Here is a 23,647-nt window from a genome sequence, read left to right as displayed (position 1 = left end):
TCCCATGCCGATGCGCGCCCTGCAAGGGAGGGGGCGAGTTATAAAGCATTTACCGGAAGCTCGCTAAAGCGGCATGAAGATCTCGAATTCGATGCGCCGGTTCGGCGCCCGGGTGTGCTGAAGCTTGCTCACCCGGGCGGCCAGCCGCGTGCCGCGATCGAGCATGCGCGCCACGGCTTCGTTCTGCGAGCGCGGCACGTAACCGAGCTTGAAGCTGCGCCACTCGACCCGCACCGCGTTGCGATCGTGCGGGTTGTCGGGCTCGCGCACCAAGGACAGTTCGTCGCCCGAGCGCACCTCGCCCCACAGATTGGGCGCTTCGTAATGGCGAAAGCCTGCCAGCGGCGAGCTTTGCACGACGATGCGAGCCGGCAGCGGTTGCGCCACGGCGCCGTGCGCGCCGCAGGCAAGCGCCGCGGCCAGGACGAGCGGCTTGGAACGCATGCTCATCGGCTTCTCCTCACCTGCCGTGCCTCGTTGCCTTAGAAGGGCTTCAGCACCACCAGCAACACGATGGCGATCAGGAGCACGACCGGGAATTCGTTGAACCAGCGGTAGAACACGTGCCCATGACGGTTTCGATCGTGCCTGAAATCGGCCATGAGAAATCCGCACCAGACGTGATAGCCGATCAGCGCACCGACCAGCGCAGCCTTGGCGTGCATCCATCCGCCGCCGATGCCGTAGCCCAGCCACAACCACAAGCCGAGGAGTACCGTGATGACCGCGCCCGGCGTCATGATGCCGTAGAAGAGCTTGCGCTCCATCATCTTGAAACGCTTCCTGCCCGTCTCGTCCTCGGCCAGGGCGTGATAGACGAAAAGCCGCGGCAAGTAGAACAGGCCCGCGAACCAGGTCACCATGAATACGATGTGAAACGCCTTGACCCACAGCATGGCGGCTGCCCGTTCGATTGGTGTGCGGATTCTAGCCGCCCCGTCGTTGTGGCGCCCATCGCGCTTCTCGCCTAGTCCGAATGGCGGATGCGATCGTGCGCCGGTATGGCGAAAAAACTGCGGCTACTTCAGCAGCCGCCTGCGGGTCATCGCAAGCGCGACATGGAACCCGACCAGGCCGTAGGCCACGAGGACCAAAAGGTGGGTGACCAGGCCCGCCGGAACGGCGTCGTTCATGAGCGGGCGCGCGATGGCGACCGCATGCGTGAGCGGCAGCACGCCCGCGACCGCTTGCAGTGCCGGCGGCAATTGTTCGATGGGAAAGAACACGCCGGACACGAGCATCATCGGCGTGATTACCAGGGTGAAGTAGTACATGAAGAAATCGTAGCTGGGGCTCACTGCCGTCATGATGAGCCCGAGGCTCGCGAAGGTGAGGCCCGCGAGCAGCGCCAGCGGCACGATCCAGAGTGCGAGCCACGATTGCGCGAGTCCCAGAGCCGTCGCCACGATCAATACGGCCACGCCCGAGAGCGTGGCCTTGGACGCAGACCAGGCCACCTCGGCCACCACCACGTCGTCGAGATCGATCGGCGTATTGAGGATCGCGTCCCAGGTGCGCTGGACGTGCATGCGCGAGAAGCTGGAGTACATCGATTCGAAGGTGGCGCTGTTCATCGTGCTGGAGCAGACGGTGCCGGCTGCGATGAAAGCGATGTACGACATGCCCTCCATCTGTGGGACCAGCGCGCCGATGCCGTAACCGAAACCCAGCATGTAGAGCAGCGGATCGGCGAGGTTGCCGAGGATGGATGGAATGGTGAGCTTGCGCCATACCAGGAAATTGCGCCGCCATACCGGCAGGAAGCGCAGGCTCGGCTGCGGCGGCAGGAAGTGTCTGATGGCGAGGCTCATGTCGAAGTCGCTCGGGCAGGTCAATCGCGCAGCTCGCGACCCGTCAGCTTGAGAAACACGTCCTCCAGATTGGCGTGCCGATGCAGGTAGCGCAGCTCGCGGCGGCCTTCCAGGTCGTGCACCAGCCGGGTCGCTTCGCGCGTGTAGCAGAACACGGTTTCGCCGCTGCGCTCGCAGCGTTCGGCCAGGCCACGCCCGTGCTGCTCGGCCCATTCGAACACCCGATCGCCGTAGACCTCGACCACCTGCGGCTCGATGTGGCTGGCGACGAGCTCGCGCGGCGCGCCGGTCGCGACGATGCGACCATGGTCGAGCACCGACAGGCGGTCGCACAGCCGCTCCGCCTCGTCCATGAAGTGGGTGGTGAGGAAAATGGTCTTGCGCTCGGCGAGCAGCTGCTTCAATCGGCCCCAGATGAGATGGCGCGCCTGCGGATCGAGCCCGGTGGTCGGCTCGTCGAGAAAGATCAAGTCCGGGTCGTTCACCAGCGCGCGCGCAAGCGTGAGCCGGCGCTTCATGCCGCCCGACAAGGTGTTGATGCGCGATTGCGAGCGCGCGGAGAGTCCCGCGAACTCGAGCAGCATCGGAATGCGGGCGCGCACGTCGTGTGCGGAAATGCCGAAGTAGCGCCCATAGACCAGCAGGTTTTCTTCGACGGTGAAATCGGGATCGAGATTGTCGACTTGCGGCACCACGCCGACGCGCATGCGCGCCCGTCGCGGCTCGGCGACGACATCGATGCCCAGCAACCGGATCTCGCCCGCATCCGGCGCGGTGAGCCCCAGGCACAGGCGCAAGGTCGTCGTCTTGCCGGCGCCGTTCGGTCCGAGCAGCCCGTAGCATTCGCCGGGTGCCAAGGCGATATCGATGCCGCCGACGACTTCCTGTCCACCGTAGGATTTGCGCAGCTTGCGGGCTTCGAGCGGATAGTTGGCGCGCAACATCGCTCTAGCTTTCTCCGGCTTCGTGGCCGCGCCACCAATGCACCACGATGCGCTGCAATTGGCCGAGCCGCCCGTGGAAGAAGTGCTCGCCGCCGGGAACGACGGTGACACTCACGCCGTGCGGCCGTGCCCATTCGAGTACCAGCGAAAGCGCCACTACGTCGTCCTTGTCTCCGTGCACGATCAACGTGTCCTGCGCGACCGGCGCGGTAGCATCGATGCGATTGACGGCCGGGGCAATCAGCGCGAGGCGCCGCGCCGCCACCCGGCGCGCGACCCGGGTCTGCACGAATGCGCCGAAGGAGAAGCCCGCCAACACGAGCGGCAGATCGCCGTAGCGGCTCCGCAGTTCGGCCGCAACGGCGACCAGATCGTCGGTTTCGCCGATGCCCTGATCGTGAGCTCCTTCGGAGCCTCCGACGCCGCGAAAGTTCGGACGAGCCGCGCAATAGCCGAGCGAGAAGAACGCGCGCGCGAGCGTCGTCACTACCTTGTTGTCCCGCGTTCCGCCCTGCAGCGGATGCGGATGGGCGATCAGTACAAGCCCGCGCCGATCGTTTCCCGGGTCGTTGATCGCCACGTCGATGGCGCCGGCCGGCCCAGCGAGGGAAAGCTCGGTCAAGGTCGACGGATGCACGCCATCCTCGTCATCGATGCGATCAACGGCTTCGCAAGCCCGTAGCGCCAAGTGCTGCGGTCGAACGCGAAGGAGCTCCGAAGTCCGGGAGCGCTAGATGCGCAGCCGTTCGACCGGGCATCCGCCCTGAATATGGCTGCGGATGATTTCGTCGACATCTTCCTTGTCGACGTAGGTGTACCAGACGCCTTCGGGATAGACCACCATGACCGGGCCTTCGTCGCAGCGGTCGAGACATCCGGCCTGGTTCACACGCACTTTGCCGGGGCCGTTGAGCTTCAGCGCTTTGATGCGGCTTTTGGCGTAGTCGCGGACTTCGGCCGCGCCATGATCGTTGCAGCAGCGCTCTGCGTTCTGACGCTGGTTGCAACAGAAGAACACGTGATAGCGGAAGTGGCTCATGATGCGATTCTCGGACCCGCAGGCTGGATCGGCCGATTATAGCCGAAGGCCCCACCGGGAAAACCCCACTGCGGCGCCGCTTCAGACATACGTGCGATCGCGCCGCCAGAGCAGCAACAGATAGAGCAGCGCCGCATAGGGCCAGACTTCGGCCACCGTTGCCGCCAACCCGGTGTAGTGCATCAGCTGCAGATCGTTCCAGCGAAACAGCCGCAACGACAGAAACGATTGCGCCTCCCCGGGTTTGAGCACCGAGAGCCCGATCGCGCACATGAGCGACAAGGCGCACAGCATGCGGATCAGCGGCCGAGGCAGCGCCGCCGCCGCGCCGACGAACAGCATGCCGGCAACGATCGCCCACGCCACTTCCTTGCTGACCCAGAGAAACGCCGCTTCGCTGCGCAGAAGCACCGAGGCCGCAACCAGCTTGGTGAGCGCCGCAATCCACACGAGCAGCGCCACTGCGACCAGCGCCGCGCGCTTGGAGCGCATGACGAGCGTAAGGAGCAGCCCGAGGCTCACGAGGTTCATCGCCACCGAGATGGGGCCGAGCAGGCGGCGCGCGTGGCCGCTGACGATGCCGGCAAGCTGCGCCTGCACGCCATCGGAGAAGAATACGATGCCGAATAGCGGCAGCGACGGATCGAGCTGACTGAACAGCCACAACGCGATCAACGCGATGCCCAGGTCGATCGCTCCGCCGGGCAGGAACCAGTGCTGGCGAAAGCCGGCGAGCGGGCGCACGATGCGAGGCACCGTACCTGCGTGCGCGCCGATCCATGCGCCGATGCCGGTACCCACCATGTTGGCTACGAGGTCGAGCCTGTTCGCAATGCGACCCGGGAGGAAGCCTTGCGCATACTCCATCGCGAAGCTCAAGGCGAACCCGGCGACGAATCCCGTGACGCCGGCGGCCAACGCAGTGCGCCCCGGCAGCATCGAGGCGGCCACCAGCAGTCCGAACGGCACATACGCCAGTACGTTCACGACGATGTCGAAGGCCACGACGTAGCGAGGCCACGGTTCCGACAGGAAATGCAGCGCACTTTGGCCCGGATCGCGCCAGCCGCTGAACGGCGACAGGCTGGCATAGAGAATCAGCAGTGTGTAACCTAGGGCCAGGTAGAGCGCCAGGCGGGATCTAGGCTCTGCGCTCATCGCGAATCCTGGCGCAGCGCTGCGATCGGCTCGGCGCAATCATCGCGGCTTGCAGCCGTGCCCGCAAAGATCTTGGCTCGAACACGATGGCATTCTATGACATCTTCAACGGCGACGCGGACGGCATCTGCGCATTGCACCAGTTGCGACTGGAAACCCCGTGCGCGGCCCAACTCGTCACCGGCGCGAAGCGCGAGATCCGGCTGGTGGATCGCGTTGAAGCCGCCGCCGGCGACGAGCTGACCGTTCTCGACGTCTCGTTCGATTCCAACCGTCAGGGCGTACTGCGTGCGCTCGAGGCGGGCGCGCGGGTGCGTTATTTCGATCATCATTTCGCCGGCGATGTGCCGCGTCATGAGGCGCTTCAGGCGAACATCGATACGGCGCCCGACGTATGCACCAGCCTCATCGTCGACCGCGCGCTGCATGGGAAGCACCGCGTCTGGGCGGTCGTAGCCGCGTTCGGAGACAACCTCGGTGCAAGCGCGCAGCGCGCTGCCGAGGTGCTCGGCCTGGCGCCGCATGCGCTGGAGCAATTGCGCGAGCTGGGCGAATGCATCAACTACAACGCCTACGGCGAATCGGTCGGCGATCTGCACTATCATCCGCGCGATCTGTACCGAACGCTCGCGTGCTTTGCCGATCCGTTCCAGTTCATATCCGACGAACCCGTGTTCGACGTGCTGAAGCAGGGCATGGCGGACGACCTGTACCGCGCCTCCGAAGCCACGACGTTCGGCGAGAGCGCGGGGCACGCGCTGATCGTATTGCCCGCCGAGGCCTGGAGCCGGCGGGTATCCGGCATTCTGGGCAACCGGCTGGCGCAGCAGCATCGTGAGCGTGCACATGCCGTGTTGACAGCGCGACCCGACGGCGGGTTCGTCGTCAGCGTGCGGGCACCGGTTGCCAAGCCCGGCGGAGCGGATGCGTTGTGCCGGCAATTCGAGTCGGGCGGCGGCCGCGCCGGCGCGGGCGGCATCGATCACCTGCCCGCATCCGAGCTCGATCGGTTCGCGCGCGCGTTCGCCGCTGCCTACCCTGGCTGCGCGCAATAGCTTGTGCGGGCATGCCCGCATCCCATCGCAGGAGGACTTGTCTTGCAACCCGACGTATCGCTCGACACCCGCGCAACCCAGGAGTGGCTCTACCAGCTGTGGCGCGCCGCCGGCTCGAATGCCGAGGAAGCGCGCATCACCGCCGAGCATCTGGTCGGGGCCAATCGGGCAGGACACGATTCCCACGGCGTGAGTGTCGTGCCGGGATACGTACGCTCGCTAGCCCGACCTTCCCTCACAGTTGGCACAGTTGGCATAGTACGACGAATTTCTAATTGCGAAACATTGTTCGCATCTGTGGTGACGTTGCACGACTAACGTGTCGCAATACTAATGCCGCGAACCATGTCCCGGCACGTGATGCGTCTGCGCGGCGGCGGCGTGATGCAGTTACGCGTGCGGGTCGGCCACCGGCGTCGGCCGGCCGACGAAGTGCGGCAAAAGCGAACCGATGATCATGCCGGCGATCGCCGCGAACAATCCGACCAGCTGCGGCGGCCAGACCGTTTCCGGCCGCAGCACTTCGAGCAGGAGCCAGGTGCCGAAGCCGCCGAAGACCGCGAACAGGGCGCCCTGGATGTTGGCGCGCCTCCAGTACAGCCCGAACGCAAGCGGCACGAACGCGGTCACGAGCGTCACCTTGTAGGCGTTCTCGACCATCTTGAAGATGCTCTCGTTCGAGACGAGCGCGTTCACCAGCACGATCGCGGCGAAGCACACCAGCGTGGTGCGCATCGTCCACAGGAACTGGCGGTCGTTCATGCGTGGCAAGGCATTGCGGACGATGTTCTCGCTGAAGGTGACCGAAGGCGCGAGCAGCGTGGCCGCCGAGCAGCTCATGATCGCCGAGAGCAGCGCGCCGAAGAAAACGACCTGCGCGAACATCGGCGTATGCTGCAGGATGAGTGTCGGCAGCACGAGCTGCGAATCCCGCTCCAGCAGACTGCCGAACATGCGCGGATCGACCAGGGTGGCCGCGTAGGCGAGGAACATCGGCACGAACGCGAAGAAGAAATAGATCGATCCGCCCAGCACCGAGCCGCGCGCAGCGGTCTTCTCGTCCTTGGCCGATGTGATGCGCTGGAAGACGTCCTGCTGCGGGATCGAGCCCAGCATCATGGTCACCCACGCGCCGACGAACGGGATCCAGGCGGCTGCGGCTGCTTCGGGGAAGAAATCGAGCTTGCCCGCCTGCGCCGCGTGCTCGACAACCGCGCCGACTCCGCCCGTCATGCCGGAAACCACCCAGCCGATGAACAGCATCCCCACCATGATGACGATCATCTGCACGAAGTCGAGCACCGCGACCGAGAGCATGCCGCCGAAGGTCGTGTAGGTGAGCACGATCACGGCGCCGATGATCATGCCTTCCGGCTGGCTCACCGCGCCGGCCGTCACGACGTTGAACACCAGCCCCAGCGCCTTGATCTGCGCCGACACCCAGCCCAGATAGGAGCCGACGATCGCGAGCGTGCACATGATCTCGATCGGCCGGTTGTAGCGGATCCGATAGTAGTCGCCGATGGTGAGCAGGTTGAGCCGGTAGAGCTTGCGGGCGAAGAAAAGCCCGGCGAGGATGAGGCACAGGCTCGAGCCGAACGGATCGGCGACGACGCCGCCGAGGCCCTCCTTCACGAACGTGGCCGATATACCGAGCACGGTCTCGGCGCCGAACCAGGTCGCGAACACGGTCGCGGTGACCACGGGCAGCGGCAGATGGCGGCCCGCGAGCACGAAGTCCTTGGTGGTGTGGACGCGAGTGGCGGCATAGAGGCCGATGCCCACGGACACGACCAGATAGGTGACGACGAACCACACGAGCATCGGCGGACCCCCGCAGCCGGCGCGCTGCGCAGGCGGCGACTCAGCTCCGAGTGCCGTGTTCGGCTGCGTGCGCGCAAAACGCGCGCATGATAGCCGATCGATGTCCCGGCGAACGAACGCGTGCGCGCTTGCGTGCCGTCATCAGCCCCTGAGTTGCAGCAGCAGCGCGAAGCTTGCCGCCATCAGGAGCACCAGCAGCACCAGCAGCCAGGTGTGCCGGCGCTGCTCGCGGGCGAGGCGCGCGAGACTCTCCGCAATGGTCTCCTGGCCGCTTGCGGCCAGGGCGCGATGGATGAGGCGCGGAATCTGCGGCAGCCACACGCCGAAGTTCGGCGCCTCCTGCTTCAGCCGCCGCACCAGGCCCCGCCAGCCGATCTGTTCCGACATCCAGCGCTCCAGGTACGGCTTGGCGCTCACCCACAAGTCGAGCTCGGGATCGAGATCACGTCCCAAGCCCTCGATGTTGAGCAGCGTCTTCTGCAACAGGACCAGTTGCGGCTGCACTTCGATGTTGAAGCGGCGCGAGGTCTGGAACAGCCGCATCAGCAGTTTTCCGAGCGAGATTTCCTTCAGCGGCCGGTCGAACACCGGCTCGCACACCGCCCGGATGGCGGATTCGAACTCGTCGACACGCGTCTGCTTCGGCGCCCAGCCCGATTCGATGTGCGATTCGGCGACCCGCTTGTAGTCGCGGTGGAAGAAGGCGAGGAAGTTCTGCGCGAGGTAGTGCTTGTCGGTATCGCTCAACGTGCCCATGATGCCGAAGTCGAGCGCGATATAGCGTCCGTCGCGGTCCACCATGATGTTGCCCGGGTGCATGTCGGCGTGGAAGAAGCCGTCGCGAAACACCTGGGTGAAGAAGATCTCCACGCCGGCGCGGGCAAGCCGCGGTATGTCGATACCCTGGGCGCGAAGCGCGGCCACGTGACTGACCGGCGTACCGTGCATGCGCTCCATCACCATGACTTCCTCGCTGCAGTAGTCCCAGTGGATCTCGGGCACCAGCAGCAGCGGCGAATCCTCGAAATTACGGCGCAGCTGGCTCGCGTTCGAGGCTTCGCGCATGAGATCGAGCTCGTCTTCGAGATGCTTGGCGAACTCGGCCACGACTTCGTGCGGCTTCAGCCGCCGGCCCTCGCGCCACAGCAGCCGCATCAAGGCCGCACCCGCATCGAGCAGCGCGATGTCGTGGGCGATGATCGCGCGAATCCCGGGGCGCAGGATCTTGATGGCCACCTCGCGCCCGTCGGGCAGAAGCGCCAGGTGCACTTGCGCGACCGAAGCGCTCGCGACCGGAGTGAAATCGAATGCCTCGAAAACGCTCTCGACTCGTCGCTGGTAAGTGCGCTCCAGCGTCTCGCGCACCTTGGCCGAAGCGAACGGCGGCACCTGGTCCTGCAGCTTGGCCAGCTCGTCGGCCAGATCGGGCGGGAGCAGATCGCGCCGGGTGGAGAGCATCTGGCCGAACTTGACGAAGATCGGTCCCAGCTCTTCCAGCGCCAGGCGCAGGCGCACCGAGCGCGATCCCTCGAGCCTGCGCCAGGACATGAGCGCGCCCACCAGCGGCCGGATCGCCCGGAATCGCTCGTGCCCCAGCACGAACTCGTCGAGCCCGAAGCGTAGGGCAATCCACAGGATCCTGATCAGCCGCAACAGGCGCATCGGCGGATTCTAACCGTGGCTCGGCTCCGGACCACCGAGCGCGGCGGCCAGGCTGTCCTGCGGCTGCAAAGGAAGATTTCGGTGCGCGCTGCTACAAGCGGGCGATACGCTGAGCGAGCCGCTCGACGTCGTCGCGCAGGAGGTCGACCTCGTGCACCCAATTCGCGACATCCGCGCGCCGCGCGATCAAGGGACGCTCTTCCAGCCAGTAATCGCTCAGATTGCGGGCGAAGCTCGCGGCCGCGCGCGCCTGCAATTGCAGGACCGCGCGCCCCGCGCCCACTGCGCGGTGCGCCAACGTATCGCCGACGACGCGCGACAGATCCTCTTCCACGTCCCAGCGCGCGTTGCGAACCACGAACTGCAGTGCCTGCGCAAATTCGCCGTCACCATCCACGGCGACCTCGTCGTACGCCGCCTGGTCGCCTGCGAGGATGCGGGCGGCCGCAGCTGGCGTGAGACGGATATGGACGTCGGCGGCGGCACCGGACGCGGCTGCGGCGATCTCACCGCTGTCGCGCACGGTGACGAGCGCCGAAAACGGCAGCACATCGAAGCGTGCGGTGCAGCCCGCAAACGGAGCCAGGCGCCGCAGCGCCCAGCTCTCGCCGCGCAGGACGTGGTTGATGGGCGCTACGGCGAGCTGCGTGAGCACAAGCTCAGTCCTGCTGGATGCCGGCCATCAGCCAGCCGCTCGAACCGCTCAGCGGCTTCTGCAGGTGCCACACTTCGCTGAAGGACTCGGGTTGCGCACCCGGCTCATCCTTCATGAGGCCGGTGAAGCGCACGCTGGCGATAAAGTGATCGCCCTCGGTTACGACCTCGATCACCTTGGCATCGAGCGTGACGACGTCGGTCTTCTGTGCCTCGCCGCCGCGTTCGCGAATCTGCGCCTCGATCTCCGGGTACAAGTGCGGCGTCATCATGTCGCGCAAGGCGGCAAGATCGGCGCGGTCGTTCGCCTCCTGCAAGCGGATGAAATTACGCTTGGCCTGTTGGGCGAAGCCTTCGGCATCGAAACCCGCCGGGAAATAGCGCGCGGCCGGCGCGGCTGCCGCGCCGGCGCTGACGGGCTCGTCACGTGGCGCCGGGTCGATGCGCGGCTCGGCTCCGACACCCGCGTACTGCAGCGGCTCGCGCCGCCGGTCGGGGTGTTGCGGTTTGCGCATCATCTTGAAGAGATAGAACAGGCCGAACGCAAGCAGCGCGATCAGCAGCACGTCCATGAGCTTGATGCCCTCGAACGCGCCGCCGAAGATCATCGCGCCCAGCAGGCCACCGGCCAGCAGGCCGGCCACGGGCCCGAACCAACGGCTGCCGCCTGCCGCCCCGGCCGCACCGGGTTGTTGCTGGGGCGCCGCCTGCGGCGCTTTCTCGGGACGCGGCTGCTGCGGCGTGGCCTGGCGCTGTGCGCCGAAGGACTTGCCGCCTCCGAGGCGTCGCGCCGCCTCCGAATCGGGAATCGACATGCCGAATCCGACCAGTACCGCAAAGACTGCACCAAGAATCTTGTTCACGGTCCCTCCTAAAGGGGGAAAGGCGGGGGAAAGCAAAGCCGGCTCATTCTAGCAACATAGCCTGACCGCAAGCGCAACAGATGCTATGGCTCTCATTGAAAATGCGAATGGAGTGCGCTGCGTGCCGGCCTGGTTCGGTCAGCACAGCTTGAACCCGCGATGCACCGCCACCACCCCGGCGGCGAGGTTGAAGTATTCGACGCGCTCGAAGCCGGCCTGAACGAACAGATCCCGCAACTGATTCTGGTCGGGATGAACCCGGATCGATTCCGCCAGGTAGCGATAGCTGGCGGAATCGCGCGCGACCAGGCGCCCGAGCAAGGGCAGGACGGCGAAGGAATACGCGTCGTAGAGCGGCGCGAGCGCCCGCTGCACGCGCGAGAATTCGAGCACGATCAGACGCCCACCGGGGCGCAGCAGGCGGTGCATCTCGCGCAGCGCATGCTCCTTCCGGGTGACGTTGCGCAGGCCGAAGCCTATTGTGATGCAGTCGAAGTGATCGCTCACAAAAGACATCTGTTCGGCGTTGCAGAGAATGGCGCCGGCAGGCATGCCGGCGTCGAGCAGACGGTCACGCCCGCGCAGCAGCATCGACTCGTTGATGTCGGCGAGCACGACCTCCCCGCCCGGCATCACCCGCGGCCATAGCTTCAGCGCCAGGTCGCCGGTTCCGGCGGCGACATCCAGGACACGCTGGCCCGGTCGCAATCCGCACAACTCCACGGTGAAGGCTTTCCACAGCCGGTGCAGCCCGCCCGACATGAGGTCGTTCATCAGGTCGTAGCGCGGGGCAACGGAGCTGAAGACGGCGCCAACCCGATTCACCTTGTCCGCCTCGGGCACGGCCTGGAAGCCGAAATCGGCAGTCCTGGGCCCTGTGGTCGGATCCGGTGTCTTGAAGGAATTGTCCGCGCCGGGGTCCGGCTCGGCGTCAAGGCTTGGCGACGGGCGCTTCACGGCTTGCTCCGGCCTGCGCCAAGCGCTGCAGATAGTCGGCCCACATCCGGTCATGCTTCAAACCGTACTCGTACAGCAGGTCGAAGGAGTAGATCCCGGTGTCGTGGTGGTCGGAAAATACCAGTTGGACGGCGTAATTTCCGACCGGCTCGACGCGCACGATGTCGACGTCTTGCTTCCCGGTCTGCAGCACTTCCTGCCCGGGTCCGTGGCCGCGCACTTCGGCCGAGGGCGAAAACACGCGCAGGAATTCGCACGGCAGGCGAAACCGTTTCCCGCCGGCGTATTCGATCTCCAGCACGCGGGATTTCTGATGCAGGGTGATTGCGACCGGCGCGGGCGCCGCGCCGCGGGCATTCGCCATGACTGGCCTTCGAGGATGCAAGGAAGCGGCGGCGCAGCGACGCGCCGCATGGGCATGGGTAGCCGCAGCTACGCTGCCCATGATAGGCAGCGCGGCGGGGGCATGCAAGGCGGCGTCCGGTCAGATTTTTACGTGAGGCACTTTTACGTGAGGCAGTGAGGCAGTTAGTAGGGCGCCGGTTGCGTGCGCAGTCGACGGCGTGCTACGCGATGACTTCGAACACCGCGCGCTCGAAATCGGCGCCCCGCTCCAATAGCCGAACCATACGCACCCGCCGCAGGGTGCCGGAAAGCAATTCCAGCTCGCGCCCCGGCTGGAACAGATTCGGCGCGAGCAGCAGGGTTGGCGGCGTGCGCATCTCCGGCGCCGCAGGCAACAGGAGCGCCGAGGGTTGTGCGCCTTCGTCCGCAGGCTGGCCGTGCAGCTGCACCGGCGTGACATGGGGAATGCCCGGCAGCAAGCGCAATCCGATCGACAGATCGCCGTCTTCTTCCAATCGCATCCATTGCGCCACCGCAAGCTGGAAATGCGTCGCGCTGCGCCGCCGGATGGCGATCAGCTGATGATGTTGAATGCGTTCGTCGCACTCGGGACCGCGCGCCACGGCGATGAACCCGGGGGCATGAGTGGCCGCGACGTACCACTGCTCGGTAAACGGAGCGCCGAAAGCTCGGATCGGGATCACTATGGCGGCGTTACGGAACGCCTCGCCCTCCAGGCCGAGCTGGCGGCAGACGCCATCGAACCCGACCGCGGCGTGCGCATCCTCGCCACGCTCGCGCCGGGCAGCCAGCTGCCCCACCCCGGTGCCGCACCACTGGATGTACAGCAGTGTGAGCAATCGCTCACAGCCTGGCTGGCGTAAATCCTCGCCCAGCCCAAGGCTGGCGGGATCATCGCCGTGCCGCAACGAAGTCAGCACGCGGCGCAATGCCTGTCCGAGCTGCTCCAGCGTGATATAGCGGATCGAGGGGCCGGCCTCGATCCGGCGGGCCGAAACGGCAGGCGCGCTGGCCTTCAGATCGACCGCGAGAATCGCGCTCACGCCCGGCGCGATCGGGCTCGGCCCGATGCCGACCAGGGATTCCCAAAGCCCTGCCCAGCGGTACATCACCGTCATCTGGCGTGGCGACATGGCGTACGGGTTCGCCAGGTGAGCGAGCAGGGTGCGTGCATAGGCGGACGCCGGCGTGCGTACCACGACCGCGGCTGCAAGCGGGTCGGCGACGCCAGCCGAGGCCAATCCGTGGCGCTCGGCGAATGCGTAGGACTCGTGCAACTGTTTCCAAAGTGCGGGAGATACGTCGCGATAGACGCAGTGATGCTCCCGGACGGCCGCCGCCGTGAGCTCGATGCAACGAAGCGCGAGCAGCGGCGCATGGGCGCCGAGACCGCGCTCGGCCTTGAAGCAGCGCCGCAGCAGCAACGCGTATCCCGCGAACAGGCTCTGCCACAACGCAACCACCGAGTTCCAAAGCGAATACTCGACAATCGAAAGCGGCAGCGCGCGCCCGACGTAGCGCTTCGCCAGCTCCTCCTGCAGGAATGCGGCGCTCTGGTAGAGCACTTCGAGGATACGCAGTCGCTCCAGCGCCGGCATATCGGCGTGGCCGAGGAGACCGACTTGCGCGGCGACCATCTCGTGCGCTTCGGCGGGGCGATGCAGCGGAATCGATTCCAGCCAGCCGACACAACTCGCGGCATCGGTGAATTGCAATCGTGCGTAGTAGGTCGGTCCCGACGGTTGGGTCAGCATGTAGGCTCCTTGCGGCACCGCAATCTCCAGTGTTTTCCATTGCTTCATTGCCGCGCCGGCGTCAGGGCAGCGAACGCTGCCCGCGCTGGAACCGACGGGATGCCTCCCTCGTGCGGCAAGGAAGGCGCACCCTAGCGCAAAATCCCCGTACCCGGAAGTCAACTTCCGCACGGAAGTGCCATGCGGGCAGGGGGAAATCCGCACTCGGTTGCTTAAACCTCGTTCAAACCTCGCGCATCCGCCGAGTTGGATCAGCTTCCGCAATCCCGGCGCATCCGCCGAGTCGGGCTAAGACGTAAAGGCGAGCCGATCGAAATCGAAGCCGCGCTCGACATAGGCGCCGAGCGTGATGGTCTCGGCACGGGCCGTATGCATCTCGATACGGGCGCCGGGCGCGAATCGGCCGGCTTCGACGAGAAGCGTAGCGGGGGCAGCGCGCTGGGCATCGGCCTCGATCAGCAATGCGCGTTCGTATTTCTGCGTGGCGTCGCCCGCTGGGCGCAGCGCGACCCCGCGCACCTCGCCGCGAACGAGCCGGATGCCCACGTGCGTCTCCCCGGCTGCGTCGAGCTTGAGCCGCTGTATGGCGCCCAGGCTGGGCGGATCGATGCTGGTCGTGCGCAGGGCTACCAATTGACCGTGCGCAAGTCGGGACGTCAGGTCCGCTTTGCGTCGCACGGCGAGCCCGGAGGCGTTCTGCGACAGCACCTCCCACGGCTCGAGCGCCGCGCTACGGCCCGTGAGCAAGCGATGCTCGGTGCGCTCGGTGATATGGCCGAAGGTGGCCAGATCGTGCTCTTCTTCCCGCGTATAGCGCAGCCCCGGCTGGCGGAACGCGCGCCCGGAAATCTGGAAGTGCACCGCGTGCATGCCAAGCGCGGCCTGAGCACGCCGCGCGTTGCCCTGGCGTTCGTCCGCAGTCGCCGAGCCGGCACTGCACCATTGCACGTACAATTGCGTCAGCAAGCGCTCCAATACGGCGCGAGGCATGTCGGCCGCTGCTGGCAGCTCCGCAGCAGGTTGGGCACTGCGCAGGCAATCGGCCAGTTCGCGCAGCCGCATGCCGAGCGCGCTGGTATCCAGGTAACGGACCCCTTCGCCGGTGCCCGTGTCGCGCGCAAGTCTCGCGCCGACCTCAGCGCCGAGATCCAGCGCAAGCGGGGAGCGAGAAGCCCACAAGGGCTCGGAAGGCATGATATCGACCAGGCCAAGCCAGTGCGGCAGCCATTGGCCGAGTACCCGCATCTGTACTGCGGAAAGCGCATAGGGATTGGCGCACTCGTACAGCACGGTGACGAGATACGCATGCTTGCAGCTCGTTTGCGATTCGGCATGGTGCGGGTCACTCACCGCTATGTCGGCGAGCGAGCAATCGGCCGCCGAGCGGTAGCAGGTATGGAACTCCTTCCAGATGGTGCCCGGCACGGTGCGGTAGGCGTGAGTGTGCTCGCGGATCGCTCGGCCGAGACTGTCCAGCGCACGTTGCGACACGGTTGCCGCCGCCGCTTCACTCTGACCGGAGTCCGCGCACAAGGCATATGCGAAGTAGAACGCCTGCCACAAACCCACCATGTCTTCCCAGCACTGGCGCTCGCCTTCGGCCAGAGGGATCGGCTTGCCGGCGTAAATCGATCGTCTCGATTCGGTCGTCGCGATGGCCGTCGGACGCAGCGCCTCGAGCGCCGCAAAGCGCTGCGCCGGTGCGATCGGCTCGGCGGCCAGCGCATGCGCTTTTTGCCGCAGGATGCCGAGCGCCGCAGTCGGGTCCGCCGCCGGCCGGTTCAGGTCGGCGCCTGGTTGGTGGGACAAGGGAGGTGCCGCGCTCATTTGGGCCTGTGCTGCCAAGAAACGTATGGATTTCGAAACCGACCCGGGTCTGCCGCGTCGCCTGCTGACCCTCTGCCAGTTACGGCGAGCGCGGGTGTGTACTTGAGGGTTGAAAAAGCGCGTGCGATGAAAACGAATTTGAATCGGCGCAAGCGCGGACTATTGTCACATCGCAGCGGCGCGAAGCGTTGAATTGTTCCTCTGAATTCGCTGCGCGCACAAGTGTCGCTAAGACCCGACACTGCGACTTCAGGCTGTGTTCATTCAGGCTGTGTTCAGATGACAGGCCGACGAGCGTCCCGGCGCAACCGCGCGCAACTGCGGCGTCTCGACCGTGCAGCGGGGCATCGCATGCGGGCAGCGCGGGTGAAAGTGGCAGCCGCTGGGCGGCGCGAGCGGCGACGGGATCTCGCCGCGTATGGGCCGGTAGGACGCGCCGCGCGCATCCAGGCGCGGCACCTCCTCGAGCAGCGCTCGAGCGTACGGATGGTTCGGCGCGCGAAAAAATTCCTCGGCGGGCGCGAGCTCGACGATGCGACCGAGATACATGATCGCGATGCGATCCGACATGTGCTCGATCACGCCCAGATCGTGACTGATGAAAAGATAAGTCAGCCCCAGGCTCTCGCGCAGGTCGATGAACAGATTGAGCACCTGGGCGCGGATCGAAACATCGAGCGCCGAGACAGCCTCGTCGCACACCAGGAGCTCGGGATTCACGGCCAGCGCTCGCGCCACCCCGATGCGCTGCCGCTGGCCGCCGGAGAACTGGTGCGGGTAACGCGATTTGCAGGCGGGATCGAGCCCCACGCGCGCGAGCAGTGTGTCGAGAAAGGGGCCGATCGCTTGCCGCTGCACGAGCCCGTGCACCAGCGCGGCTTCGGCCACGATCTCGCCGACCCGCATGCGCGGATTGAGCGACGCGAACGGGTCCTGGAAGATCATCTGAATCTTGAGCGCAATCCGCTTCGCTGGCGGCGAGTCGCGATCGGTCGCATCGATGCCGTCGTACACGATGCGCCCGGAGCTGGGCCGCAGCACCCCCGCGATCATGCGCCCGAGCGTCGATTTGCCGCAGCCCGACTCGCCTACCAGGCCGAGCACTTCGCCGCGCGCCACATTGAGCGAGACGTGATCGACCGCGTGCACCACCTGTTCCTTCGGCGCATGTCCACCCAATCGCGCGAGGCGGGCGGCCAGGTCGGGCGGCTGGCGGAATTCCTTGGAAAGCTCGGTGAGCTCGAGCAGCGCGGGATCGGGCATGGTCATTCCAGCGGATGGATGCAGCGCAGCTCGCGTCCCGGTGCCGGAGTCGAACGGGGTATCTCGGCCCCGCAAGCCTCGCTTGCCCGTTCGCAGCGCGGGCGGAAGGCACAGCCTCGCGGCAGCTCGGTGAGGCGCGGCGCCATCCCGGCGATCTGGGCGAGCCGCGTGCCGCGCCGATTGCGGCTCGGTACCGATGCGATCAGGCCGCGCGTGTACGGGTGCAATGGATGCGTCAGCACGGCGTCCACCGGACCGGCCTCGACGATGCGGCCGGCATACATCACGGCGATGCGATCGGCGAGCCCCGCGAGCACCGCGAGATCGTGCGTGATCCACAGGAGCGCGGCGCCGCTGTCGCGGCACAGTGCGCGCACTTCGTGCAGGATCTGCGCCTGGATGGTGACATCGAGCGCGGTCGTGGGCTCGTCGGCGACGATGAGATCGGGCCGGTTCAGCATCGCGATGGCGATGGCGACGCGCTGGCGCATGCCGCCGGAAAGCTGATGCGGGTAGCTGCGCAAACGCTCTGCGGGCGCCGGAATGCCGACCTTGTGCAAGGCTTCGCAGGCGCGCTCCCGCGCTTGCGCCCGACCGATCGCGGCATGGGCCTGCAACGCCTCGATCATCTGCGTGTCGACCCGCAGCACCGGATTCAGGGTCATCATCGGGTCCTGGAATACCATCGCGATCCGGTCGCCGCGCAGCCGCCGCAGCGCCTCGGGTTCGAGCCCGATGAGATCACGCCCACGGTAGGCGATGCGGCCGGAGACGATCCTTCCCGGCGGATCGACCAGCCCCAGGATGGAAAGCCCGGTGACCGACTTGCCCGAGCCCGATTCACCGGCGATCCCCAGGATCTCGCCTGCGGCCAGCGCGAACGACACGCCGTCCACCGCCTTGGCGATGCCCTGCCGGGTATGAAACCACGTGCGCAGGTCGTCCACTTCGATGAGCGGCGTGCTGCTCATGTCATGTCGCCATTGCGGCGACGAACAGATAGCGGCCGAGCTTCCCGAGCGCCATGAACATCATCACCGCCGGCCACGGCAATCGCAACCACCCCGCGGCCACGCACAGAGGATCGCCCAGGATCGGCACCCACGCGGCGAGCAGCGCGGGGCTGCCTAAGCGACGCGCGTAATCGACAGCGCGTGCGCGCGTGCGTTTGCCGGCCGCATGCGTGTCGGCGGCGGGGAGCAAGCGACCGATCAGATACGAGCTCATGCCGCCCAGGGTATTGCCTAGCGTGGCCGCAGCGATCGCCGGCCAATACAGCCCCGCGTGCAGCTTCAGCACGCCGAACAGCGCCGCCTCCGATCCGCCGGGCAACAACGTGGCGGCCAGGAAGCTCGCAGCGAACAGCGCCCACAGACTCGTATCCTCCGTCATGCCGGCTCGGGAGAGACGCCACGACGCATATGTTGCGGCTTGCGCAGGAGCCATGTCGTGGCGTCTCTTCCCTCACTCCCAGCCCCTCTCCCAGAGGGAGAGGGGAGCGTCGCGTGCCCGCTGATGCGGGCAGGTTCCTGAATGGGTCGCGTGCTATACTCGCCCGCTCGGTGCGGGGGGCCGATCATGCATGTGTCGCCAGGGGCCGCTTGGCGGCCCTTGTTACGAGCCGCTTGGCGGCCCTTGTCACGAGCGCACCCGGCTGCAGCGCCAGTCTGATTCGTTCATTGTGCAATCCGGTCTCGCGCGAGGCTCGGCCACGAACGCGCATTATGGTGACGATCGCCATGCAGGACAATCGGCGCACCGCCCGCCGTCGCTAGCGCCCCGCGAGGCACGACCCCAGAGGAGCTCATGGCGTACGCAATCGAATTCGGCCCGCAGGTCACGCTACCGGTCGCCGAGAGCAGCAGGCTGTTTCCCGTGGGCCGCATCTATTGCGTCGGCCGCAACTACGCCGAGCACGCGCGCGAGATGGGACACGATCCGGAGCGCGAGCCGCCGTTCTTCTTCATGAAGCCGGCCGATGCGATCGTGCCGAACGGGGCCGCGATCGCGTATCCCACGATCACCAAGGATCTGCATCACGAGATCGAGATGGTGGTCGCCATCGGCAAGGGCGGCGCGGATATCGCGGTGGACAAGGCGCTCGAGCACGTCTTCGGCTACGGCGTCGGCCTCGACATGACCCGGCGCGACGTGCAGGGCGAGGCGAAGAAGATGGGCCGGCCGTGGGAGATGGGCAAGGCGTTCGACGATTCGGCGCCGTGCTCGGCGTTGAAGCCGGTGGCGATGGTAGGGCATCCGGCGCAGGGCGCCATCTGGTTGAAGGTGAACGGCAAGACCACGCAGCAGGGCGATCTTTCGGAGCTCATCTGGAACATTCCCGAAACGATCGCGTATCTTTCGAAGCTGATCACGCTGCGCGCCGGCGATCTGATCTATTCCGGCACGCCCGCCGGCGTCGGTCCGGTGAATCGCGGCGATCGGCTCGAAGGCCATGTCGACGGCGTCGGCGACCTGACGGTCACCTACGCCAGATAGCGCCTGTGCGCGCCACGCGCGCGCAGCGACCGCTCGACACACCGGGTCTAGCGCCCGGTGCCTCATTCGACCAGGAGGATGCGATGCAGAAACGCAAGCTGGGAAGGAACGGTCCGGAAGTATCGGCGCTGGGCTTAGGCTGCATGGGCATGTCGATCAGCTACGGCGAGCGCAACGACCCGGAGTCGATTGCAACCATTCATCGCGCCATCGATCTCGGCGTCAACCTGATCGTCACCTCGGATGCCTACGGCGCCGGCGTCAACGAAGAGCTCGTCGGCAACGCGCTCGCAGGCCGCCGCGACAAGGTGCTGATCGGCACCAAGTTCGGCAACGTCGGCCAGGGTGGCTCGGTACCCGAAGGCCTGAGCCCCGGCCATCCGCAGTACGCGGCCATGGCGTGTGACGCAAGCTTGAAACGCCTCGGCGTCGACGTGATCGATATCTATGGTCTGCACCGAGTGGATCCCAAGGTGCCGATCGAGGATACGGTCGGCGGCATGAAGCGCCTGGTCGAGCAAGGTAAGGTGCGCTACCTGCTGTTGTCGGAGGCCGGCCCGCAAACCATTCGTCGCGCCCACAAGGTGCACCCGATTACGGCGATGGAAACCGAGTATTCGCTCTGGTCGCGGGACGTCGAAAACGAGATCCTGCCGGCCTGCCGCGAGCTGGGCATCGGCTTCACGCCCTACTCGCCGTTAGGACGTGGCTTTCTTACCGCGACCATCAAGCATGTGGATGCGCTGATTCCGAAGGACCGGCGGCGCGAGCATCCGCGTTTCGATCCCGCCAACATCGAGAAGAACGTCAGGCTGCTGGAGCCGATCGAGAGCATCGCGCAGGCGCATGGCTGCAAGCCGGCCCAGATCGCGCTCGCCTGGTTGCTGGCGCAGGGCGAGGATATCGTTCCGATCCCGGGCACCAAGCGGCGTACCTATCTGGAGGAGAACGTCGCCGCGGCCGAAGTGAAGCTCACCGCACCGGAGATCGAGCGCCTCAAGCAGGCATTCCCGGCCGGCGTGACCGCCGGTACGCGCTATCCCGAGAAGCAGCTGCAGGCGCTCGGCATCTGAGCGCGCTCCAGCGGGAATGAACACGGGCGGCCGGCTGTTGATGCCGATGCAGGCTGCGCGTTCCCGCAGGGGCTGCGGCACGCCGTCTGATGCCACGGAGAGTTCCATGCGTCGCGCTCTCGCCGCTTTTTCCGTCTTGCTCCTGTGCGCTTGCGTCCAGCTGCCGCCCAGTCCCCAGGATCTGCAAGCCAAGCGCTTCGAAGCCGTGCCTGACAAGGCGGTGATCTATATCGTGCGCCAGCCCATGGATTCGACCGAGTACGGTGCGCTGCTGATGGATACAGGCGAACAGGTAACGCTTTTTCCGGGCACGTTCTACCGCTGGGAAGTGCCGGCGGGTGCCCGCCGGATCAGCGGATTGGGTCCCTGGAACGTGCTGTACAACCTCGATGTGGAGCCCGGCCGCATCTATTTTCTGCGCTATACCGTGGCTGGAACACCGCGCATGGGTCCCATACTTGCCGGGCTCGAGGCGATTGGCGAGCAGCAAGGGCGCAGGCTCGTGCAGCAGGCCGAGCTCGTTCGTTGAGCGTTACTTCTGCAGGGCCTCTTCGAGGCTCTGCCCGGCGCGAGCGCACTCGGCCATCTCCAGCTGGAACTCGGGCGGGCCGTAGGCCGATACCGCCTGCTGCACGGTGTAGCGTCCGTTCTCCATGATCTGTTCCGAATAGAGCAGCATGCGCTGGTTGGTTTCCGCGAACTGCTGCAGCCACTTGAGCGCCCGGGGCGGGATGCGCCGCCCCACCGGCACCGCAACGTCCACCGGACGCCCGCGCCAGCGATGCTGGTTGAAAAGTACGACCACCCGCGCATTGCTGGGCTTCATCCATTCGGGCAGCGGGCTGCCTTCCATGCGCCAGCCGCAGATGAAGTGCACGCACGGATCGACCGGGCGGTTGGCGTAGTCGTTGCAGCCGCTGCCCGTGCTGTGCGGACAGGGTTTGCCGGGATGAACGGGTACGCCGTTGACGCGGATCTGCAGCCAGCCGTCGCAGCAGGCCGTGCACGGCTGACACTCGCGGGATGAAGGCTTGTTCGCCAAACCAGCTCGGGATCGGTGGCAGGACCGCATGAGGCGGCGCTGAGGTCGTAAAAATCGATCGAGCGCCAGCGGCTCGCGCACGCCGCGCTCGCGGTCCGAGTTTACTCCAGCCGTATCGGCGCCGGAAGTTGCCGCTACCGTCGCCACCAGGGGGCGCAGCAACGCCTTTCATCCCGGCGAAACTGCCGGGACAGGCGCTCGGTCCGCTCGTTGACCCGTCCTCACGCCGGGGTGGATGTCGTGTCATCCGCCCAGGTGGCCTCGCCTCTGCGCGTGATTATGCGAACCGACTCGACGCTGCGGGCTCACCACCCGCCAGCGAACCGAGGCGCCCGCGCCAGTCGCACGCATGTGTTGCGAGCCCGCAACAACCGGAGGCGCCGTAATGGCGAAATCCTTGCGAATCCGTTGCGATGGCGTACGTTATCCTACAAGCTTGGCATCAACCGTAAAGGGAGTGCCGTGCTACCAAAAATGCGTACGCGGTTGCCTGAATGGTGAATCTGATAAGGAGATTTGGAATGGAGAAGAAATTGTTGGCGGTGGCGGTCGCCGGAGCGCTCGCCGTGCCAGCCATCGCGTTCGCACAGAGCACGGTGCAGATCTACGGCCGGGTGACCTACGAGTACGGCCAGGCCGACCAGGGACCGGGCCGGCCGGACCTCGACTTCGCCGATACGCCGGGCGGCAGCGCGATCGGCTTCAAAGGCGTCGAACAACTGGGCGGTGGCATGTCGGCGTGGTTCCAGTGCGAAAGCTCGGCCGACATCACCGGTTTCGACACGTCCAGCATCTGCACCCGTAACAGCGCGGTCGGCTTCCGTGGCGGCTTCGGCAACATCTTCGCCGGCAAGTGGGATACGCCGATGAAGCGGGCCATGGGCCTCGGTACGGTCGGTGCCGAAGAGACCGGCATTCTCGGCATGTCGTTCCTGCCCTTCGGCGGCTCGGGCGGTGCGGACATCTCCGGCGCCGGCGTCGATTCGCAGCTGCGGCAGCGCTGGAAGCGCCGTGAATCGAACATCATGCAATACGAGACGCCGAAGTTCGGTGGCTTCCAGGTGATGGGCGCCGTGACGGCAGCCAACCGGACTGCAAGCGCTCTCAGCGGGGAAAACGATGAGTCGCGGCTTTGGTCGGTTGCCGCAACCTACGCCAACGGTCCGCTCGGCGTCGGCCTTGCGTATGAGAGACACAATGAAGTTGGTACAAACCTGGGCGCCGCCGATCTGGACGACCGCGCATGGGGCGTTGCACTCGGCTATCGCTTCGGCCCCGTCCGAGTCGGTGGCACGTTCCTCGACTCCAAGTACGAAACCGGGCCCGGGACGGAGCTCAAGAAGAAGAGCTGGACGCTCGGCGTGGATTGGATGATTGCGGGTCCGCACACCGTGTCGGCGCAGTACGCAAAGATTGGCGACTCCAAGGGCAACAGCCCGATCGGCATCGGCGGTACATCCAACGGCGCGCACGCTGCAAGCGGCGGCGACACCGGTGGCGACGCCTGGTCGCTCGCATATCAGTACGCATTCTCCAAGCGTACAACCGTGAAGCTCGGCTATGTCCGGGTCGACAACGACTCGAACACCGGCACGTATCGGATCGGGAACACCGCGAACCTGCTGGACGCAGGCGAGAACGTCGACGGCTGGGCGTTCCTTGTGAAGCACAACTTCTAACGATGTCGGTTCTACACGAGGACGGGGACACCGTCCTCGTGTAGCAGCGGGTAAGACCTTCTCCAGGTCTTCTCCTGATCGGTTCGGCAGGCCCCGAGGGGACCTGTCGGCCATGCGTTGTTGCGAACCCGCAACATTACGTTAGACTGGGTTGCACAAAGACAAGGCGCGCTATTGCTC

At 66.0% G+C, this 23,647-nt stretch carries 25 protein-coding genes; 6 read left to right on the top strand and 19 right to left on the bottom strand.

Annotation, left to right across the window (positions count from 1 at the left end):
* Positions 1-63 precede the first annotated feature (63 nt).
* The 7 genes from GEV05_05375 to GEV05_05345 form a co-directional block, all read right to left on the bottom strand.
* A complete protein-coding gene (locus GEV05_05375; protein MPZ42832.1) occupies positions 64-450 on the bottom strand; it encodes an HIRAN protein in 387 nt (128 codons plus the stop codon).
* A 32-nt stretch (positions 451-482) separates the two neighbouring features.
* On the bottom strand, positions 483-896 hold the full coding sequence (locus GEV05_05370; GenBank protein ID MPZ42831.1) for a TIGR00701 family protein: 414 nt from the start codon (positions 894-896) through the stop codon (positions 483-485).
* A gap of 123 nt (positions 897-1,019) precedes the next feature.
* Positions 1,020-1,787: a nodulation protein NodJ gene (locus tag GEV05_05365; GenBank protein MPZ42830.1), complete on the bottom strand. Its 768-nt coding sequence runs from the start codon at positions 1,785-1,787 to the stop codon at positions 1,020-1,022.
* Between the two features lie 44 nt (positions 1,788-1,831).
* Complete coding sequence (locus GEV05_05360; protein MPZ42829.1) at positions 1,832-2,755, bottom strand: ATP-binding cassette domain-containing protein; 924 nt, start codon at positions 2,753-2,755, stop codon at positions 1,832-1,834.
* Positions 2,756-2,759: 4 nt separating this feature from the next.
* Positions 2,760-3,377: an alpha/beta hydrolase gene (locus GEV05_05355; protein ID MPZ42828.1), complete on the bottom strand. Its 618-nt coding sequence runs from the start codon at positions 3,375-3,377 to the stop codon at positions 2,760-2,762.
* 108 nt (positions 3,378-3,485) lie between these two features.
* On the bottom strand, positions 3,486-3,794 hold the full coding sequence (locus GEV05_05350) for a (2Fe-2S) ferredoxin domain-containing protein (protein ID MPZ42827.1): 309 nt from the start codon (positions 3,792-3,794) through the stop codon (positions 3,486-3,488).
* A gap of 81 nt (positions 3,795-3,875) precedes the next feature.
* Positions 3,876-4,952, bottom strand: coding sequence for a hypothetical protein (locus GEV05_05345; protein ID MPZ42826.1), 1,077 nt, complete (start codon positions 4,950-4,952; stop codon positions 3,876-3,878).
* 86 nt (positions 4,953-5,038) lie between these two features.
* Here GEV05_05345 and GEV05_05340 point away from each other — a divergent pair, with 86 nt between their 5' ends.
* Positions 5,039-6,007 (top strand): acetyltransferase, encoded by a 969-nt coding sequence (locus tag GEV05_05340; GenBank protein ID MPZ42825.1) that lies wholly within the window; start codon positions 5,039-5,041, stop codon positions 6,005-6,007.
* A gap of 42 nt (positions 6,008-6,049) precedes the next feature.
* Positions 6,050-6,325: a hypothetical protein gene (locus GEV05_05335; protein MPZ42824.1), complete on the top strand. Its 276-nt coding sequence runs from the start codon at positions 6,050-6,052 to the stop codon at positions 6,323-6,325.
* A 72-nt stretch (positions 6,326-6,397) separates the two neighbouring features.
* Here GEV05_05335 and GEV05_05330 read toward each other — a convergent pair whose 3' ends face one another.
* The 11 genes from GEV05_05330 to GEV05_05280 form a co-directional block, all read right to left on the bottom strand.
* A complete protein-coding gene (locus tag GEV05_05330; GenBank protein ID MPZ42823.1) occupies positions 6,398-7,831 on the bottom strand; it encodes a sodium:solute symporter in 1,434 nt (477 codons plus the stop codon).
* 141 nt (positions 7,832-7,972) lie between these two features.
* Positions 7,973-9,493, bottom strand: a complete 1,521-nt coding sequence (gene ubiB, locus GEV05_05325) for a ubiquinone biosynthesis regulatory protein kinase UbiB (GenBank protein ID MPZ42822.1) — start codon at positions 9,491-9,493, stop codon at positions 7,973-7,975.
* 91 nt (positions 9,494-9,584) lie between these two features.
* Positions 9,585-10,148: a ubiquinone biosynthesis protein gene (locus GEV05_05320; GenBank protein MPZ42821.1), complete on the bottom strand. Its 564-nt coding sequence runs from the start codon at positions 10,146-10,148 to the stop codon at positions 9,585-9,587.
* 4 nt (positions 10,149-10,152) lie between these two features.
* The gene (locus tag GEV05_05315) at positions 10,153-10,962 is read right to left on the bottom strand and encodes a Tim44 domain-containing protein (GenBank protein ID MPZ42820.1); all 810 of its coding nucleotides are present in this window, start codon (positions 10,960-10,962) and stop codon (positions 10,153-10,155) included.
* Positions 10,963-11,148: 186 nt separating this feature from the next.
* The gene (locus GEV05_05310) at positions 11,149-12,021 is read right to left on the bottom strand and encodes a ubiquinone/menaquinone biosynthesis methyltransferase (protein ID MPZ42819.1); all 873 of its coding nucleotides are present in this window, start codon (positions 12,019-12,021) and stop codon (positions 11,149-11,151) included.
* Positions 11,942-12,331: a DUF971 domain-containing protein gene (locus GEV05_05305; GenBank protein ID MPZ42818.1), complete on the bottom strand. Its 390-nt coding sequence runs from the start codon at positions 12,329-12,331 to the stop codon at positions 11,942-11,944. Before GEV05_05305 ends, GEV05_05310 begins: the two co-directional genes overlap by 80 nt.
* 202 nt (positions 12,332-12,533) lie before the next feature.
* Positions 12,534-14,135: a hypothetical protein gene (locus tag GEV05_05300; GenBank protein MPZ42817.1), complete on the bottom strand. Its 1,602-nt coding sequence runs from the start codon at positions 14,133-14,135 to the stop codon at positions 12,534-12,536.
* A 240-nt stretch (positions 14,136-14,375) separates the two neighbouring features.
* Positions 14,376-15,896, bottom strand: coding sequence for a hypothetical protein (locus GEV05_05295; protein MPZ42816.1), 1,521 nt, complete (start codon positions 15,894-15,896; stop codon positions 14,376-14,378).
* Positions 15,897-16,178: 282 nt separating this feature from the next.
* Positions 16,179-17,183: an ATP-binding cassette domain-containing protein gene (locus GEV05_05290; protein ID MPZ42815.1), complete on the bottom strand. Its 1,005-nt coding sequence runs from the start codon at positions 17,181-17,183 to the stop codon at positions 16,179-16,181.
* Positions 17,180-18,148, bottom strand: a complete 969-nt coding sequence (locus tag GEV05_05285; GenBank protein ID MPZ42814.1) for an ATP-binding cassette domain-containing protein — start codon at positions 18,146-18,148, stop codon at positions 17,180-17,182. The genes GEV05_05290 and GEV05_05285 overlap by 4 nt, the downstream gene beginning before the upstream one ends.
* 1 nt (position 18,149) lies before the next feature.
* Positions 18,150-18,569 carry a DedA family protein gene (locus GEV05_05280; GenBank protein ID MPZ42813.1) on the bottom strand — a complete coding sequence of 140 codons (420 nt, stop codon included), beginning with the start codon at positions 18,567-18,569 and terminating at the stop codon, positions 18,150-18,152.
* Between the two features lie 414 nt (positions 18,570-18,983).
* On the opposite strand from GEV05_05280, the gene GEV05_05275 reads away from it, so the two are divergent.
* The 3 genes from GEV05_05275 to GEV05_05265 all read left to right on the top strand — a co-directional run bounded on the left by GEV05_05275 (position 18,984) and on the right by GEV05_05265 (position 21,275).
* On the top strand, positions 18,984-19,673 hold the full coding sequence (locus GEV05_05275) for an FAA hydrolase family protein (protein ID MPZ42812.1): 690 nt from the start codon (positions 18,984-18,986) through the stop codon (positions 19,671-19,673).
* 83 nt (positions 19,674-19,756) lie between these two features.
* Positions 19,757-20,746: an aldo/keto reductase gene (locus tag GEV05_05270; GenBank protein MPZ42811.1), complete on the top strand. Its 990-nt coding sequence runs from the start codon at positions 19,757-19,759 to the stop codon at positions 20,744-20,746.
* Between the two features lie 106 nt (positions 20,747-20,852).
* Positions 20,853-21,275 carry a hypothetical protein gene (locus GEV05_05265; protein MPZ42810.1) on the top strand — a complete coding sequence of 141 codons (423 nt, stop codon included), beginning with the start codon at positions 20,853-20,855 and terminating at the stop codon, positions 21,273-21,275.
* Positions 21,276-21,278: 3 nt separating this feature from the next.
* Here the strand turns inward: GEV05_05265 and GEV05_05260 are convergent, their stop codons facing one another.
* On the bottom strand, positions 21,279-21,818 hold the full coding sequence (locus tag GEV05_05260) for a hypothetical protein (protein MPZ42809.1): 540 nt from the start codon (positions 21,816-21,818) through the stop codon (positions 21,279-21,281).
* A 464-nt stretch (positions 21,819-22,282) separates the two neighbouring features.
* Between GEV05_05260 and GEV05_05255 the strand changes: the two genes are divergently transcribed.
* Positions 22,283-23,467, top strand: a complete 1,185-nt coding sequence (locus tag GEV05_05255; GenBank protein MPZ42808.1) for a porin — start codon at positions 22,283-22,285, stop codon at positions 23,465-23,467.
* The last annotated feature ends 180 nt before the right edge of the window (positions 23,468-23,647 follow it).

This window comes from Betaproteobacteria bacterium (assembly GCA_009377585.1).
In the GTDB taxonomy this organism is placed as follows: Bacteria; Pseudomonadota; Gammaproteobacteria; order Burkholderiales; family WYBJ01; genus WYBJ01.
Note: the sequence above shows the minus strand (reverse complement) of the source record. Positions and strands in the feature narration are given on the sequence as shown.